13 protein-coding genes and 1 tRNA gene are annotated in these 17,519 nt (G+C 60.4%); 10 read left to right on the top strand and 4 right to left on the bottom strand.

What is annotated here, in order from left to right; genetic code table 11:
- The first annotated feature begins 256 nt into the window (after positions 1-256).
- Positions 257-1,768 (top strand): NAD(P)H-hydrate dehydratase, encoded by a 1,512-nt coding sequence (locus AB6N07_RS22310; protein ID WP_370675240.1) that lies wholly within the window; start codon positions 257-259, stop codon positions 1,766-1,768.
- Positions 1,769-2,105: 337 nt separating this feature from the next.
- A tRNA-Met gene (locus tag AB6N07_RS22305) sits at positions 2,106-2,182 on the top strand.
- On the opposite strand, the gene AB6N07_RS22300 is transcribed toward AB6N07_RS22305, so the two are convergent.
- Both AB6N07_RS22300 and AB6N07_RS22295 read right to left on the bottom strand, forming a co-directional pair.
- Positions 2,139-3,794, bottom strand: a complete 1,656-nt coding sequence (locus tag AB6N07_RS22300) for a recombinase family protein (RefSeq protein ID WP_370678300.1) — start codon at positions 3,792-3,794, stop codon at positions 2,139-2,141. The genes AB6N07_RS22305 and AB6N07_RS22300 overlap by 44 nt on opposite strands.
- A gap of 13 nt (positions 3,795-3,807) precedes the next feature.
- Positions 3,808-4,026, bottom strand: a complete 219-nt coding sequence (locus AB6N07_RS22295) for a hypothetical protein (protein WP_370675239.1) — start codon at positions 4,024-4,026, stop codon at positions 3,808-3,810.
- A gap of 449 nt (positions 4,027-4,475) precedes the next feature.
- Here AB6N07_RS22295 and AB6N07_RS22290 point away from each other — a divergent pair, with 449 nt between their 5' ends.
- Both AB6N07_RS22290 and AB6N07_RS22285 read left to right on the top strand, forming a co-directional pair.
- Complete coding sequence (locus AB6N07_RS22290) at positions 4,476-5,567, top strand: IS5 family transposase (RefSeq protein WP_370674004.1); 1,092 nt, start codon at positions 4,476-4,478, stop codon at positions 5,565-5,567.
- Positions 5,564-5,908 (top strand): hypothetical protein, encoded by a 345-nt coding sequence (locus AB6N07_RS22285; protein WP_370674005.1) that lies wholly within the window; start codon positions 5,564-5,566, stop codon positions 5,906-5,908. The genes AB6N07_RS22290 and AB6N07_RS22285 overlap by 4 nt, the downstream gene beginning before the upstream one ends.
- On the opposite strand, the gene AB6N07_RS22280 is transcribed toward AB6N07_RS22285, so the two are convergent.
- The gene (locus AB6N07_RS22280; RefSeq protein WP_370675238.1) at positions 5,905-6,765 is read right to left on the bottom strand and encodes a hypothetical protein; all 861 of its coding nucleotides are present in this window, start codon (positions 6,763-6,765) and stop codon (positions 5,905-5,907) included. The two genes, AB6N07_RS22285 and AB6N07_RS22280, sit on opposite strands and share 4 nt — an antisense overlap.
- On the bottom strand, positions 6,762-7,382 hold the full coding sequence (locus AB6N07_RS22275; protein ID WP_370675237.1) for a methyltransferase domain-containing protein: 621 nt from the start codon (positions 7,380-7,382) through the stop codon (positions 6,762-6,764). Before AB6N07_RS22275 ends, AB6N07_RS22280 begins: the two co-directional genes overlap by 4 nt.
- A gap of 264 nt (positions 7,383-7,646) precedes the next feature.
- Between AB6N07_RS22275 and AB6N07_RS22270 the strand changes: the two genes are divergently transcribed.
- From AB6N07_RS22270 to AB6N07_RS22245, 6 genes are all read left to right on the top strand, one after another.
- Positions 7,647-8,795, top strand: coding sequence for an HNH endonuclease domain-containing protein (locus AB6N07_RS22270; RefSeq protein WP_370675236.1), 1,149 nt, complete (start codon positions 7,647-7,649; stop codon positions 8,793-8,795).
- An 80-nt stretch (positions 8,796-8,875) separates the two neighbouring features.
- Positions 8,876-9,826, top strand: coding sequence for a DUF4007 family protein (locus AB6N07_RS22265; RefSeq protein ID WP_370675235.1), 951 nt, complete (start codon positions 8,876-8,878; stop codon positions 9,824-9,826).
- Entirely contained in the window at positions 9,819-13,283 is a 3,465-nt protein-coding gene (locus tag AB6N07_RS22260) for a hypothetical protein (RefSeq protein WP_370675234.1), read from the top strand. The genes AB6N07_RS22265 and AB6N07_RS22260 overlap by 8 nt, the downstream gene beginning before the upstream one ends.
- Entirely contained in the window at positions 13,280-14,098 is an 819-nt protein-coding gene (locus tag AB6N07_RS22255; protein ID WP_370675233.1) for a phosphoadenosine phosphosulfate reductase family protein, read from the top strand. The genes AB6N07_RS22260 and AB6N07_RS22255 overlap by 4 nt, the downstream gene beginning before the upstream one ends.
- A complete protein-coding gene (locus tag AB6N07_RS22250) occupies positions 14,095-15,954 on the top strand; it encodes a hypothetical protein (protein WP_370675232.1) in 1,860 nt (619 codons plus the stop codon). The genes AB6N07_RS22255 and AB6N07_RS22250 overlap by 4 nt, the downstream gene beginning before the upstream one ends.
- On the top strand, positions 15,951-17,519 hold the full coding sequence (locus AB6N07_RS22245; protein ID WP_370675231.1) for a hypothetical protein: 1,569 nt from the start codon (positions 15,951-15,953) through the stop codon (positions 17,517-17,519). The genes AB6N07_RS22250 and AB6N07_RS22245 overlap by 4 nt, the downstream gene beginning before the upstream one ends.

Here is a 17,519-nt window from a genome sequence, read left to right as displayed (position 1 = left end):
GAGGCGACCACCGAGCGGTGAGCGACAAACATATCGAGGAATGCCCAACGGAGCGGCCTAAATATTATGCAACTGGAGTCCAATTGAGCAGAGTGCTGGGCGGTTAGGTGAATCTTCAATGGTTCGAGGTCGGTTGTCGGGGCTCCTCCAACCGCAGTTCCACACCGCATTTGTCGCATTCCGCCCAAGGGTGTAGACGGAAAGCGGCTGTCGATAGACGGAGCGATGGGCTCAAAAAGTCGAGGGAGCGAACCGGATGCATGGCGAACTACTGCTCACCCCGGCCGAGATGGGCCGAGCTGACGCTCTGACCATTGCCGGCGGTGTTCCCGGTGAACGGCTGATGGAGAGCGCGGGCTACGCCGTCACCGACGTCATCTGCGCGCGCTTCAGCCAGGGTACCCGCGCCGTCGTGCTATGCGGAATGGGCAACAACGGCGGCGACGGCTTCGTCATCGCCCGAGTCCTCAAACAGCGCGGCTTCATCGTGCGTGTCGCTCTCGCCTTGCCGGAGGGGATGACCGCTCGTGATTTGAAGGGCGATGCCGCTGGTGCCGAACGAGCTTGGCGCGGCGAAACGCTTCCGGCGACGCCAGACCTGTTCGATGACGCGGCGGTGATTGTCGACGCGCTCTATGGCGCCGGCCTCAGCCGCGACGTTTCCGGCCGCGATGCCGAGCTGATCGCCGCCGTCAATGCCGCCCGTGTCGAGGGGGCTCGCGTTTACGCCGTCGATCTGCCGAGCGGCATCGACGGCCGTACCGGCGAGATAAGGGGAACGGCGGTCGTTGCCGATGAAACCGTCACCTTCTTCCGCCGCAAGCCCGGGCATCTGCTCCTGCCCGGACGGACGCATTGTGGTCGGGTACGGCTCGCTCAGATCGGGATCGGTTCCGAGGTGCTGGCGGAAATTGGCCCGATGACGGCCGCCAATGGGCCGGCAGTATGGACCGGATGCTGGCCGGACTCCGCTGTCGACAGTCACAAGTACAGCCGCGGCGCGGCATTGGTGGCATCGGGACCTCTCACCTCCTGCGGTGCTGCCCGCCTGGCGGCCGAAGCGGCGCTCCGGGCAGGGGCCGGCATCGTCACCGTGGCAACGCCTCCGGACGCCATTGCCACGGTCGCCGCCTGGCGAGCGGCTTTCGTCGTCAAGCTAGCCGCCGACATGACGGTCCTTGCGACGCTCCTTGCCGAACCGCGTCTGCGTTCGGCGGTGCTGGGGCCTGGTCTCGGTCTTGGCGATGAAGTGTGGCTGGCGATCCGCGCCGCGCTTGAGGGGAATGTGGCGTTGGTACTCGATGCCGATGCCATCACTCAGGCCTCGCGCCGTCCGGACGAGGCTTTTGCTCTGATGAAAGCTCGCAAGGTCGGCGTTGTTCTCACACCGCACGAGGGCGAGTTTGCCCGCCTCTTTCCTGATATCGGCGGTTCCAAGCTAGACCGCGCTCGAGCGGCGGCTGCGCAGTCTGGCGCTGTCGTGCTTCTCAAGGGTGCGGACACGGTGATCGCCCATCCGGATGGCCGCGCGGTGATCAATGAGAACGCGACGGCGACTCTCGCTACGGCTGGTTCGGGCGACGTTCTGGCGGGGATCATCGGCGGTTTGCTGGCTGGGGGGCGCCCGGCCTTCGAGGCGACCGCGCTTGCGGCATGGATGCATGGCGAGGCGGGACGAATCGCCGGTCGAGGATCGATTGCCGACGAAATCGTGGCGGCGGTGCGTGAGGTGCTTGCCAAAGGGCGCCCAGAGATTCCCGGAGATTGAGGATCGCCGGCATGGCTTTCTCGAGGAAAACCGCCGTTGCCCCGGAAAGTCCAGGTATTCTGCCGGACAGACGAGGCAGCAAGCCAAGTCTCGCTCAATGAGAGGTGTCAGGGCGCGGACAGATATAGCCTGATCCCATCGTCAATTTTGGGGTCGCTTTGTCGGAGCCTTCGGATTTTTATTCTGTCTTCGGGTCTCAAGAAATGGCGGTTTTCTCTGCCTTCTTGGAAGGACTTTGGGGGGCTTGGCACAAAACTCCAAAAAAAAGCCGGCAAGGGGTTTCCCTTTCTCCGGCAACTCGCTATATACCGCCCGTCGCCGCAAACACGGCGCGTGACGCGGGGTGGAGCAGCCCGGTAGCTCGTCAGGCTCATAACCTGAAGGCCGCAGGTTCAAATCCTGCCCCCGCAACCATCTTTACTTGCGATTGACCCCGCCCTCCGGCGGGGTTTTTCGTTTGTGCGGAAAGCGTAAGGATTCCAGCAAGATCGCCGCGAACGTCGATCTCGACCTTGCCGTCCACCGGCGTCAGGATGATGTCCTCGACCAGCGATCGGATGATGTCGGCAGCCTCCATCCGCTTCTCCTCGCAATCGTCCTGAAGGGCATCATGGAGTTGCTGCACGCGCAGCCGATACTGCTTCGCCATGGCCGGATGCAGGAGCGGCGGAGGTTCGTCGGCCGTCGCCAGAAAAGAGGCGAGCTCCGCCTTGCGCGCCCGGAGCTTGTCACCGCGCTCCTTCACGGCGTCGATCGAGATTGCATCCTTGAGATAGAGATCCATGAGGCGCTCTTCCTCACGGCCTATCCGCTCGATTTCGGATTGGGCAGCATCGATGTTGGCGCTGCTCGCCATGCGTAGCCGGTTCATCTCCTGGGTATAGGCGTCGCAGAACTCGGCAAAGATCTTCGGATCGAGCATTCGGTTGCGCAGCGCGTTCAGCACCCGCGACTCCAACTCGTCGCGCCGGATGTTCACACGGTTGCCACAAGTACCCTTGTTGCGAGCTGTGGCGCAGCCGATCAGGGTCGTCGAGATCGCCGAATAACCGCCACCGCAGCAGGCGCATTTGGTCAAGCCCGAGAAGAGGTATCTGGGACGACGGCGGGCGTTGATGGCCGCAACATCGGCCTGACCGTTCTCGTCGCGCTCGATCTTGTTCTTAGCCTGTCGCTCCTTCACCGCCTGCCAGAGATCGTCCTCTAGGATACTCAGTTCGGGCGCCTCCTGGGTTACCCATTCCGACTCGGGGTTGGGGCGGGCCTGACGCTTGCCGGTGTCCGGGTCCTTGACGAAGCGCTGGCGGTTCCAGACGATCTTGCCAACATACATCTCGTTGTTGAGAATGCCGTTGCCACGTTTCGGGTTGCCGTTGATCGTACTGAAGCCCCATTCGCCACCCGAGGGAGCGGGGACGCCCTCCTTGTTGAGAACGAACGCAATGGCTTTTGCCGATTTGCCGGCAGCGTAGTCGCGAAAGATCCGGCGGACGACCTCGGCCTGGACCTCGTTGACGGCGCGATCGCCGCGAATGGGTTCGCCATTGCCGTCGAACTTCTTGACCACGTCGTAGCCGTAGGAATTGCCACCTCCGGACTTGCCGGCCTCGACGCGGCCGCGTTGACCGCGACGAGTCTTGTCGGCCAGGTCCTTGAGAAAGAGCGCGTTCATGGTGCCCTTCAGGCCGACATGCAGATGCGACACTTCCCCCTCGGAGAGGGTGAATATCTTCACGTCGGAATAGGACATACGCTTGAACAGGCCGGCGATATCCTCCTGGTCGCGCGACAGCCGATCCATTGCTTCGGCCAGAATGAGCTCAAACCGACCACGCGTCGCATCGGAGATCAGGGCCTGGATGCCGGGGCGGAGAAGAGAAGCGCCGGAGATCGCGTGGTCAGTGTATTCCTCGACAATATGCCAACCCTGTTTCTCAGCATCGAGCCGGCACAGGCGGAGTTGGTCGGCGATCGAGGCATCGCGCTGGTTGTCGGAGGAATAGCGGGCGTAGATCGCGACCTTCATGGAACGTCTCTCCTCAGCGGGAGCCGTCCGAGCTCCGCTTGGTTCTCTGCGCCTCGAAGGTTTGACGCGCCAGCTGCCGGCCGAGCAGGCGGGCAAGTCGGACGAGGCGCGGGTCCGGATCGCCGCGCGGTGTGAAGGTGAGTTCCGGCGTGTCGGTAAGCATCGCTTCGAGCAACTCTTCGCGCTCGCGTCGCGTAATCGTCACCTTCGATTTGCGGGGCTGTGGGTTCATACCCCGCACGATTCATGCGGGATGGAAGACAAGCAACTGAATTCAAAGAGAAATAGTCGGTGGTAATGGGAATAGATGCGCGTGCACCCGAAAGCGCCAGCGCAGAATGGGATACGCTGGCATAGCGAAATGACCTATGAGAATTCCACTCCCGGCACATTTGAGCCTCTGTGCAGCGCTCCCAATATGATCTCTCTGTCAGGGAAGGTCGAGGGCACAATAGCGTATCGCGTTTGGCTGCGGAGAGCGAAAAATACGCGATGACCGTGGACATTGTTCGCCAGATCGCCCTCACGGGTTTTGTAGGGTGACAATTCTATCAGAAGCAAACTCGACCCACAGCCGCTCGCTGCCGTAGGACTCCGTCCTAACAGGCTGTTGAAAAAGGCCTCGCCTCGTCAATACTGGCATGATTCACTCTGTCCGAACGGTGATTTGGAGGGTGGTGGATGCGGGGTGGAGACGAGCGGAGCGGCGAGCTTTTCAGCTATGTCGATCTTGAGGCGCGGGTTCGGCGGGATCATCCGCTGCGGGTGATCCGGGAGATCGTGAACGCGGCCCTGACGAGCCTGGCAGCAGATTTTGCAGCGCTTTACTCGCCGATCGGGCGGCCCTCTATCCCGCCGGAGAAGCTGTTGCGGGCGATGCTGTTGCAGGCCTTCTATTCGATCCGCTCGGAGCGGCTTTTGATGGAGCGGCTGGAATACGACCTTTTGTTCCGCTGGTTCGTCGGGATCGGCGTGGACGATGCGGCCTGGGATCATTCGGCGTTCTCCAAGAACCGCGACCGGTTGCTGGCAGGGGCCGTCGCGGCGAAGTTCCTCAGGGCGGTTCTGGCGCAGCCCAAGGTGAACAAGCTTCTGTCCACCGATCACTTCTCGGTCGACGGGACGCTGATCGAGGCGTGGGCCTCGATGAAGAGCGTTAGGCCCAGAGACGGATCGGACACGCCGCCTTCGGGTGGTGGTGGCCGCAATGCCGAAGCCGATTTTCATGGGCACAAGCGGACCAATGATACCCATGTCTCCACCACCGATCCGGAGGCGCGGCTCTACAAGAAGGGCAAAGGCAAGGAGGCGAAGCTGTGCTTCATGGGGCACGGCTTGATGGAGAACCGCCACGGTCTTCTGGTCGATGCCAGCCTGACCCAAGCCGATGGCCATGCCGAACGGGTGGCGGGCCTTTGCATGGTCGAACTGCGTGCCGACCGGCCGGAGGCGATCACGCTGGGTGCCGATAAGGCCTACGATAGCGAGGACTTCGTCAACGAGTTGCGGTCGATGAACGTGACGCCGCACGTGGCCCGGAATACCAGCGGGCGAAGCTCGGCCATCGACGGGCGCACGACACGGCATGAGGGTTATGGTGTCAGCCTGCGCATTCGCAAGCGCATCGAGGAAGCCTTTGGCTGGATCAAGACGATCGGCGGGCAGCGCAAGACCAGGTTCCGGGGCATCGACCGCGTCGGATGGGCCTTCACCTTCTGTGCCGCCGCCTACAATCTGGTGCGGTTGCCCAAACTCCTGGCGGTACCCACATGAGCGTGCCAACGGACTGCCAGTTGATCGGCCGCTGGCGCATCATCGAAGCCGACATCTGGGATCGCGATTATCTCGATCTGTGTGGCCCGGCCACAATCACCATCGGGGCCAACAGCCGTGGCGAAATCGCCTTCGGCGCCATGCAGGCCAACCTCGAACTCGGCTGCAGCCGCTCGATGGTCGTCTTCACATGGGCCGGATCAGACGAAATGGACGAGGTCACCGGCGACGGTGACGCCGAATTGCTCGACGATGGCTCCATCGAGGTCACCTTCGCCTATCACAACGGCGACCAAGCCACCCTCAAAGCCATTCGGGTGACTTCTTCAACAGCCTGCTAAACCCAGTCAGGCAGCGCAAGCCGATCAGGTATTTTGAGACTTTCCAGCGGAGGATGCGCTGCGCTGCTGTTTTCTACAAGTTTCCGAATGCGGCAGTTTAGTCGTCCCATTTCGAGCACAAGAACCTCGTCGAGTACCTTCGGGTACACGAACCTTTCAAAACGGAGCGGTTCATTATCCAGCTTTCCTTCCTTAGCAAGCTCAAGCATCGAAAAATGCAAAGCCGCCCGCGATAGGTAAGGTAAAATCGCGGCATCAACGAGCCCCGATTTCTCCCGAATTAGTGTCCGCAGTACATTTCCGTTGTCTACTAGACTTTTCACAATAGCCTCGTCGGACGGCGATAGAGTCTCGCGCCATACCGGGTCTAGGAGCCTCAATAATGTGCGCATGGCAGGATCACCGTGGTGGGCCTTGAACTCACGCGCGATTAGATGGTTCTCGTCAGCGACCTGCTGAAAACGCCCATAGAATTCATTGAGTCTGGTCTGAATTTCTTTGATTTCTAGTTCGTTAGCCTTCTGATTAATGCTGGCAACAGTATTGGAGCGCCCAACCCATGCGCCTATTAGCGCACCGCTCAAACCGGCTAACGCAGCCACGATTGGCTGGAGTAATGGCTCCCACCAAGGTTTGGGCGGCGCGTTCTCTTTTTGCGACGCATTTGTCTGCTCAATGGGCACGATCTGTGGCTGCTGTCCTGTTGTAGCCGTATCGATCTGCGGGCGATTATCCTTGCTAGTATCCGGTCGCTGTTGCGTTACGGCGAGTGTGTTATCGGGCGTCTGGGCGGTCTGAGCGAGGACGTCTCCTGAGAAGGTCAAGATGCTCGCAATCACCAACGCTAGCAATCTCATTCACCCCTCCCGTAAGCATCGCTGTTGCGTTTTGCCAAACAGCTAATCCATGTACTATTATCGCTGGGTTCAGTGATTTGCGCACCTACCTTCAGGTCCAGTACGGCAAATCCTGCTTCTTCGATCCGGCCTCTCCATTCATCCTCCTCGTAGTAGGTAAATAACCGACCGTCGACATCTCGGAAGCTGCCCCGGCCCGCTTTGACAGAGCTAAAGAAGACGCCGAGCGGTCTAACAATTCGAGCCACTTCCAGAAGAGCCGGGGATAACTCTCGAGCCCCCAAGTGAAGTAATGAGGCAGATGCCCACGCAGCGTCGAAGGAGGCCGCCGCAAAGGGAAGGGAACTCAAGTCTCCGATGACGACTGGGCAGTGTGACACCCCAGCTGCGATCTCAGCAAGTTCTTTGGATACGTCGAGACCAATCGGTCTGAAGCCCAGCCGAAGAAGCGAGGTCAAATCGCGCCCGCTTCCGCAGCCAAGATCGATTACTGCGCCGCCGGGTTTCACAAATTTGGAGAAGGGTATAAGCGCATGGTCCATCGAGCGAGCGGACGTCGATCGCGAGTAATCGAGAGCGTTTTCTTTATAGAAACGCTGAGTATCGCGATCGATCATCACACTTTCCCGACCTGTGTTGCCCGTAACGACAAATTCACCGCCTAACCTCCAGAACTCGGCTCACAACGTTTGCAGCCCAAACCCGAGCCCTGCCTATGGTTTTTTGCCATAAATGGGCTTGGATCGAATCAGATAATACGGATAACGCGTGACAGATAGTTAAGACACTAGCTTTCGCAAGGCGCCCTTCGGCCCTGATATCGCTTACGGGGAACGCTTCGATTCCAGGTGGAACGTCCACTTGCTTGCACGGTTCAACTGATGTCAGAGACTGACACGCATCCTACCTCCCTGGAAACCCAGCGATCCGGCCCGGTATCCTCTCCCGCGCTACGCACGGGCGTGCTCGGGGCCGTATTCCGCGACACAACCTCCTCGTATAAATTCTTCTGGTTGCTTGCGATCGTTGATCTGCTGCCGGAATTTGATCGGCCATTGCCTACAGCCCAGTTGGTAAAGGCGATGATCACCCGCGCATGGGCGGCAGTAGCTCTTTTCCGTTTGTCGTTGGGCAAGGTCGACCGACTGCAGGACTGCGTGCGCGCGCTCCATGCTAGTTCGGGCCTGCAGGGGCAAACTTCGGCCGCGCAGCTCTCTCGAGCACTCAACGCTTGGCCGGCACTCCACGATTGGGTTGACGAGCTTGCCCGCTTTGTGCCCGGCCGCTTCTTGGGCAGTTGGTTCCCTCAGGCGGCACGCGCAACCCCATACGATCGACGCGGCTCGCGCGAACTCGTGGCAGTCTCGGATAATGCCTTTGGCCGAGCTGACAGTGGCCCCTACCGGCTAATCGAAACGCGCGATGCGATACTGGTGGAGCTCGCTCCAGGCTGGCGCGATTGGCTTGAGGCGAACCGAACGCTTGTAATCGGCTTCGCCGAGCAGCAGCTCACGCGGTACCTTCAGACGCGCAACCCAAATGTTCCCGGCATCGTCAACAAGCTCGAGCTGCCGCGCCGTCGCTCGCTTGGCTTGGCTCATACGTGGTGGGCTGAGATCATCGCTCATGATGCCGAGGTGGCATTAGCGGACATATTCAGCGGCAAGACGCTCGACGACCGTTTCGAGGTTGATCATTTCTTGCCCTGGTCGTTCGTAGTCCATAATGAATTTTGGAATCTGGCACCAACCGCGCCTGAGGTGAACCGCAACAAATCCGACCACCTTCCGGCACTCGACCTTTATCTGCCGCGACTCGCCACGTTGCATGCCGGCATTCTCCGCCGCCCCGGCCTTCCGCGCGGTCTAGCCCAGACCTATGCTGAATTTCTCGGCGTCGACCCGTCGCAACTCATCGAGCTTACTCCGCAACGGATTAAGGACCGCTATCAACAAGTAGTCCGCCCCCTCGCACAAATCGCCGTAAACCAAGGATTTCCAACAGATTGGCAATATCTCTACAGCGCGTGATACACGGAATTTATCACCGATGGTGGTGGCAAGGCAAAGAATCTGCTAACGTCACTAAGGTGTAAAATGAAGGGTAAAGCGTGAACAAAGTAGCGGCGGGTTCTCAGATGTACCGCTTTGGCGGGCACCAGAGCTTCGCGCTCCGGACCGCGTGGCTGCCCAAGGCTGCGCAAGCGGTACATGAGGGCGATGACGTTTTCAGCGATCCTTTGCATGGGGTAGTTCGGTTAGGCCTTGGCAAGAACATGGTTGAATCGCTGCGAGTTTGGATCGAGGCCTATGGAATCGCCAGCCGTAAGGACGGCAAGTGGACGCTGACATCGCTTGGCGAGGCATTGCTTGGCCCCGGCGGCTATGACCGGTTCCTAGAGGACGAACAGACGCTTTGGCTGCTCCACTGGAACATCTCCACTCTACGCGAAAATCCGTTCTTCGCCTGGGAGTTACTGATCAACCGCTGGAGCGAGCGGTTTTTCACTACGTCCGAAGTCATGATCGCGTTTGCACGCGAAGCTGAGCGCGCTGTCCGACCGCTATCGAGTGTCAGCGCTCGACAGCATTTCGATGTTTGGCTGCATACCTATTTGCGTGGCCGCAATGGCAGCGGCGAGGAAGGGATTGATAGTCCCCTGTCGTCGCTCGGGCTGATCACGCGCGCTGGCGACAGAGAGACCGCGCAGGGTCGCCGCGAACCAGTCTTTGCTTTTGATCTTGATCCCAAACCAATGATAAGCGACGCTTTATTCGCCTATTGTCTACACGACTGGTGGAACAGCACCTTCGAATTCGAAGAGACCGTTTCGCTTTCCTCAATTGCTTTTGGCCATGGCGCACCCGGTCGTGTTTTCCGCATGCCTGAAGATGAGGTGCTGGCGCGTGTGATGCGATTGGCAGCGGACCGCAGTCCTCGAATTGAGCTCATTGAGAGCTTCAACCAATTTGTGTTGCGTCGCCCCGCGAGCCCGCCCGCGACGCAGTTACTGCGTGATCTGTTCCGCCAGCAATCCGCTGCGGAGTTGATCGATGCTTGATGCCGGAACCCGCCTCCCGGACCCACGCTTCGCGGCCCTGCTGCAGGTGCGCCCGCACCACCTGCGCTCAGTACAAATCGAGCGCGATTTCGCCGACCCCCACGCCAGTCTCTATTATGTGGTGACGCCGTTCATACGCGCCACCGCACAACGGTTGTCCGACGGTTTTCGCAGTGGCTCGACGCAACGCGCTTGGCGGCTGACCGGCGACTATGGCTCGGGTAAGTCGAGCTTCGCACTGGCGCTCGTGCGGCTTGGGCTGGCCGAGAAAAAGCTGCTGCCCCAAGAGTTACAGGACTATAGCGCCACGCGGCGGCTTGAGCCTGTGCTCGTGGTAGGCGAGCGCGAGCCAGTAGGCCAAAGCGTGCTGCGCGCGTTGCGCGCCACGGCTAAGCGATGCTTCGTGCACATCCCACGCACTCTTGACATCGCGCTCAATGCGGCACCCGAACCACCTAATGTGGTGATGGCGCTGGACGCGCTACGCGCCGCGCTTATCGCGGACGGCAAAGCGGCTGGCCTACTCGTAATTCTCGATGAACTTGGCAAGAATCTGGAATTCGCCGCAGCCCAGAATGAGACGGACGATACCTATCTTCTGCAACATCTAGCCGAGTTCGCTGCACGCAGTGGTGATCAGCCGGTGATGGTGGTTGCGATTGTGCATCAGGCTATTGCCGGGTATGCGAGGCAGCTGACCAGCGTGCATCGCCGCGAGTGGGAGAAAGTGGCGGGCCGTTACGAGGAGGTGGTGTTCTCACCGCCTCTCGAGCAGGCCGCAACGCTAATCGCCGCCGCGCTAGACGTGGATGTCAACGCTTGTTCTGCGCAGTTAGTGCGTGCTGCTGAGCGCACCATGGCGAGCGCGCTCGACCTGAACTGGTATGGCAGCGGCGTCAGCCGGGCCCCGATGGTCGACCTTGCACCGGCATTGCTTCCACTCGATGCGACCGTGCTGCCCGTGATCAGCCGAGCAATGCGGCGCTTCGGCCAAAATGAGCGGTCGCTGTTCGGCTTTCTCTCCTCCAATGAGCCGTTTGGGCTCATGGCGCATGCCCAGCGGCCAGTAGACGGTTTCAGACCGTATCGGCTGCACGATTTCTACGACTATATCACCGCCAATTTCGCCAGCCTGCTCGGCTCGGGCGCGCAAGCCACACGCTGGAATCAAATTCGGGAGATCTTACGCTCGGCCGAGACGCGCTCGGAGGACGAGGAGGCCGTGCTCAAGACGGTGGCACTCCTCAACCTCATCGATGACCCATCGCTCGCCCCCACGCGCGAGGCGGTGCTCCTCGCTGTGGCCGGTGTAGACAAGCGTGCGAACGACCGCGGCATGGCGGCGATCACACGGCTCTCGCATGAAGCGCGCATCCTTTATGATCGCGGTGCCGCAGGCGCTTTGTGTCTGTGGCCGCATACCAGTGTTGATCTAGACCAGGCCTTTGCTGCGGCCGAACGGTCGATCGGTCCGATCGACAAGACGTTCGACCATTTGAAGCGGCTGGTGCGCACCGATCCTATCGTCGCGCGGCGCCATTATGTCGAGCGCGGTGCGCTTCGACATTTCGAGCTTATCTGCCTCGACAGCGCTCGTTTCGAAGATGAGGTCCAAGCGGCAATCGAACCCAACACACATGCTCCAGATGGACGAGTTGTACTGCTGCTCTCCGCCACCGAGCAGGCGCGCGAAGATGCCTGGAACCGGCTTTCGCACTGCACCCTTCCCAAAACGACGGTCGTAGGTCTGCCGCGCCCCACGGCTGGTTTAGACCCGCTCCTGCGCGATGTGCTCGCTTGGCGCTGGGTGCGAGATCATGTCCCGGCGTTGGCCGGCGACCGCATCGCCCGCACTGAGGTTTCGCGGCAGCTCACACTCGCCGAGGAACGTCTCGCCCGCACTCTCGGCGGCCTGCTCGATGTACGCGGCAGCGCTGCGGCCGGCATTCGATGGCGCGATCGTGATGGTGAGCGCCAGTTCGCCTCGTCGCGTAGCTTTATCTCGCATCTCTCCGATCTGTGCGATCGCGCCTTCTCGCTGTGCCCACGGGTCAGCAACGAGCTCATCAATCGCCGGACCTTGAGCACGGCTGCTGCGCGCGCGCGCAGTCTGCTGATCGAAGCGCTCGCTACCAACGCCGATCAGCCCGGCCTCGGCCTGCCAAGTGAGAACACCCCACCCGAGCGCGCGATCTATCTGTCTGTGCTGCAGAAGGGCGGTATCCATGTTCAGCGTCGGGGCCGGTGGGAAGTTCGCATCCCGGAAGGGGATGAGGACCGGCTCAATTTCGCGCCTTCACTCAACGCAATCGCGCAAATCCTCAAGACCGCGGACAAGCCAGTGGGCTATGAAGTACTGGCAACCCACCTGCGCGGTGCGGATTTTGGCATGCGTGACGGGCTCATCCCTCTGGTGGTCGCAATCTATCTGCGTGCAAACTGGCACGAAACCGCAGTCTATGAGGACGGTACTTATCTCGAGCAGGTGGGCGGTCCCGAATTTACCCGCATCACCAAAGAGCCCGAGCACTTCGAGTTTCAGCATTGTGCGATCGAGGGGGTGCGGGCTGAGCTTTATGTCCAGCTTGGCATGGCGCTCGAGACCCGGCTAAGCGAACGTCCGGCGTTGCTCGACATCGTTCGGCCGCTGATGGCCTTCGTCGGCAAACAGCTCCCTGACCATTCGCGTCGAACCCGCCGTCTGTCCCCCGCGACGCTTGCTGCGCGCAGCGCTCTGCTCAGCGGACGCGACCCAAGCGCCCTGCTGTTCACTGATCTTCCCAAGGCGTTCGATCTCGAAGCTATTAGCCTGCAAACGCTTCCTGGAAGCGAGGCGGTGGCCCGCTATGTGAAGGCAATGGCCGGGGCGATCCGCGAACTGCGCGACGCCTATCCACTCCTTCTCAAGCGCCTCGCTGCTGCGCTCGGCGCGACGCTTGAGACCGATGAGGAGTTGGAAAAGCTACGCCCGCCAGTCCTGCTACGCGGGCGTGCGCTTGTCCCCGCGCTGGTGGAACCTGAACTGCGCGCGTTCGTGCTGCGGCTCGCCGATGAAAAGCTCGACGACCCCGCTTGGCTCGAGTCGATTGCTAGCTTTGTGGCCCGCAAGCCGCCCGAACGCTGGACCGACAGCGACGAAGAGGAATTTCACCAGCGGCTCACCTTCTTCACCCGGCGCTTCCGTCAGGTGGAGACAATCCACTTCCCGGGCCAGGGCGATGACGACAGTGCCTATCGGATCGCAGTGACCTGCGCCGATGGACGTCAGATTGAGCGGATCTTCCGCACCACTGCCGAGCAGGAAACCGCAATCAAGCACGCCGAGACTGAACTCGCCCCGCTGCTGGAGCGCACAGGTCGGATCGGACGGATTGCGGCTGCGCGGTTGCTTCTGGCCGCCGCGGGCGACGAAGACGCAGACGTAGAGACTTCACCAAAAACAGGGTCGACATCGTGATCAATTGGGACGGCCCCTCGGTTCGCCATATTCTGAGCCTTTCGGGCGGCAAGGACAGCACAGCGCTTGCCATCCACTTGCGCGACCGCGTGCCCAATATGGAATATATCTTCCATGATACAGGCAAGGAGCTGCCCGACACGGTTGCCTATATTGAGCGGCTCGAATCCTATTTAGGGCAACGCGTAATCCGCACTACGACGCGTCAAGGGTTCGACGACATCCTTCGCACCAAGGGGGGCGTGCTTCCCTCCGGGCGGCGGCGCTGGTGCACCGATTACCTCAAGCTTAAGCCGTTCGAAGCCTATATCGGCGACGAGCCCTGTATCAATTATGTCGGCATTCGAGCCGATGAAGATCGAGTGGGCTACATCAGCCACAAGCCTAATATCCGTGCGGTCTTTCCGTTTCGCGACGATGGGATCGACTATGCAGGCGTGGTGCGCATCTTGACCGATTCTGGACTTGGCATGCCACCCTATACTGAGTGGGGTCGGACCCGCTCGGGCTGCTTCTTCTGCTTCTATCAGCAGAAGATCGAGTGGGTACGCCTAAAGCAGCATTATCCTGAGCTGTTCGAGCAGGCCAAGGCCTATGAGAAGCCTAACCGCGTTAACGGCCAAGTCTTTTATTGGACCGACGAGCCGCTAGATCAGCTCGAGCGGCCCGAGCGTATGGCGGCGATTGAGGAGAATTGGGAACGCAGCCAGGAGCGCAAACGCGCGCGGCGCACCCAGCGACCGCTTGTCGACGTGCTGGGCGGCCTGGAGACCGAGCCCACATCACGCGAGGGCTGCATGATTTGCCAACTATGAGCAATTTATCTCGAGGGCATGCCACGCCGGGCGAGCGCTGGATTTCATTTCTGCGCAGCTACGGTCCGATCAACAAGATCGAAGGCATGTACGCCGAGACCGTGTCGCTGCAGGCGTACGCTCACGGCGTAGATCCGCTTGCCTTCAAGCATCCCGAGGCGGAAATGCTCGCGAGAGCGATCGTGCCGGCAGAGGGGCGGCTCACCAACGTTATCCTGACGGGCACCGCAGGCGATGGAAAAACAAGCCTGTGCAACGAGCTGTGGTACCGGCTGACCGGTGACGAGAGTCGAAAGGCCGGGCGGGATCGCAGAAATTACGGTAAGGTTGCGCTCGATACGCCGGATGGCCAGCGTACACTTCACTTCATCTTTGAATTCAGCGGATTTACGCCCGAACAACACCAGCCCTGGATGCCTGGGCAGATTGACTTGCTCGACCGCTTCGCGCAGTCGGTGTTTGATCCTGAGCCACGCGAGTATTTCGTGCTCGCCGCCAATGACGGCAAGTTGATCCAAGCATTCAATTCACTGCCGAATGGCGCCGACACGCGGCTCAAACCCCTGATCGAGGTGCTGCTCACTCGCGACCACCGCAGCCAGGCGGGCGCAGCGTTACTGTTTCTCAATCTGAGCCGCATGTCGACGCGAGTGTTGCTGGAACGCGCGCTCGATTGCCTACTCGACCGCGCGGAATGGGTCTGTTTTGACGACGAGGCGAGCGACCCTGCGTTTAGCTCCGCGTCGCCCCTCACGAGAAACTTTCAGCTACTCCATGAACCGCGCATCCGAGAACGGCTGCAGGCGCTCGGCGAGTTGTGCGACAGCAATGGCTTTCACGTCTCAATCCGCGAGATCCTTCTGCTCCTCGTAAACAGTTTGCTTGGCTACAAGGGCGGCGACGGGTTGGCACGCCCCGATGCACTTCGCGACATGGTGCGCGACGGCCGGCATCATGATGCGTGTCTTTACGACAATCTGCTCGGCGCCAATCTTACCGAAGCGCAGCGCGAGCGCTTCGCAGTCTTTCGCTTCCTAACCGGGTTTCGCATCGGTCTCGAGACGAGCAATGCACTCGATAATCTTCTAGTGTTCGGACAGAACGACAGCAATTTCCAGCCGCATTATCAACGGCTGCTAGCCGACGACACGCAGTATGGCGCCAACCCAGGGTTCGAACGGCTGCGCGAAGCCTATCTTGAGGCCGAGGATGACCGCAGCGCGGCAGTTGAGTTCCATGACGGCCTGATCGCGGAGCGTCGGCGATTATTCTTCCGACTGACCGAGGAGGATCCGAGGTTTGATCCTTGGCAGTTAAGTGTCTTCCAGTCGGCCGGCGCCTATCGAAGCCAATTGCTCGCTCCCTTGCGCGCGAACCGCGCTATCAATCCGACTCTACTTGCCCGGCTTGTCCAGGGGATGAACCGTGTCTGGACCGGCATGCTTGCCGGCTCTCTCGACCGGCTCTATCTCACCACTGGCCTAGACTTCACCACCGCACGAGTGAGCGATCTCTATCTCAGTGACGTTCCGATCGAAGTCGATTTTCACGGTGCAGGACTGCGCATAAGCTTCGATCCTGATCGCCATGTTCCAGTCCTGCATGTCCATCTGCGCCAGGATCACGACGCCGCGCTGCCGCTTACTCTGATGCGGTTCGAATTTCTGATGCGCGTGGCAAACGGCGCTCTGCCTTCAAGCTTCTCGAAAGAATATTATGAGGATATAATCTCATTCAAAACTCGAGTGCTTTCTGACTTCTACCGGATCAACCAGGGTCGTTCGGTGCCGCTATCGATCCTAACTACCGGCCCAGATGGCGCGCTCGCCACGAGGCAGCTTGGGATGCGGCTATGAACTTTCTGGCGCAAGGCAATCGGGCCAATGTGGCCAGTGCATCGGGCGCGCCTGGACAAAGCACCGTCTGGTTGGAAGAAGCGCTGTTCGGCCACCGCCTGTGGCCCCGCCAGACGCCATGGCTGCTGTTCCTGGAATTTTTGAACGTAGCGGAGGCCTTTCATCGCACCGATGCCGAGACAGCCTTCGCGCCGCGTGCGCCCGACACGCTCCATCCCTACAAGATGCGCTTCCGCTTGGGCTTGCGTGCCATCCTCTTCACCAATGATGAAATTGAGCGGATCGCAGCAGCGCCCGTTGACAGCGAGAGCCAATGGGCCGAATGGCTCGAAACGATGCAGGGCCTGAGCGCCGGCACCGATTTTGGCTACCTGCGCGACCGCTTCAGCAGCTTTCGCGACTTCGCCGAATTGGTGGGTCTGGTGCGTCAGACCACACTTGAGAATGAATCGAACCGCCGCAGCTCGTCGCGCTTCATCTTCCCATTCGGCGTGGACGCGCTCTTCAGCGACGCCATTTATAACGAGAAGACTGGCGCCGTCAGTGCCGACTTCAACAATTTTGGCCGCACCGGGGAAATCCTTTACATGATGGCGAGTCGCGCCGAGCGCGGCGCCGACCTCCGCGCGCCGTTCGCCGCGCTGTTCGATCCCACTCAGCCCAAGAACCAGCTGATCGCGCGGCTTTCCGCACCTAGCGACGATGATCCCAACCGTGACCAGAAGGGCGAGACTTATCTCCCCTACCGACAACATCCCGCGTTCAATCGATTGGCGGAGGACTGGCTCGCGATTTTCGCGCTGGACCTTCCCGCGCAGGATGCGTTTGCGCATCTCGTCCCAATAGGGGCGTTCCACGTGGTCCTCTATCAGCTCGAGACTGCTGCGGCGCTGGCAGGGCGTGCCGTGCGGCCTCCACTGGTATGCGAGCTCATCGCACTAAAGCGGGAATTCGTGCGCCAGCGCTCGATCATCTCTTATCAGGATAATGACAGCCTGACACTGCGTGCGCTCGATGCGGCGATCGACAGGTTTGTGGAGGAACCGGAATGGGTGGCGCTGCTAAATGACGACGTCTCTGATCAGGAACGCGCCGATCGCGCCTCAGACCTGATCGAGGCGCGCTTCCATTACCGTGATCAAGCAAGCCGCGGCGCCGCGCCTCACGACCTCATCGCCAATCTTCGCCGCGAAGTGGAAGAAAAACATGAGGTGGGGGCTGGGCGGGTTCACAGCAGCTATTCACGGCAAATCGGTCTCGCCTCGTCGCGTGGCACTAACCGCATGCGCTACGCGCCCAATGATGCGCTGCTCAAGACGCTGGTCATAACCCGTGTCGCCCAGCGTCTCGAATTCAAACGCTTTCTCGCCGACCTCCACGAACACTATGGCCTTGTATTCGGTGAGACCGAAGCACGCGCCGCGCTCGACCCTGTCGAATTCGACGCCGCGGCATTCGAACGCAACCGTGCTCGACTTGAGGCGCGGCTCGCCAGTATGGGGCTGTTGCAGCGTCTGTCAGACGGCTGCGCCTATGTTGTAAATCCCTTCTCGGTGGAGCGCTGA

Origin of the sequence: Pleomorphomonas sp. PLEO, assembly GCF_041320595.1 — a bacterium.
GTDB lineage: Bacteria > Pseudomonadota > Alphaproteobacteria > Rhizobiales > Pleomorphomonadaceae > Pleomorphomonas.
This window is presented reverse-complemented; position numbering and strand designations above follow the sequence as displayed.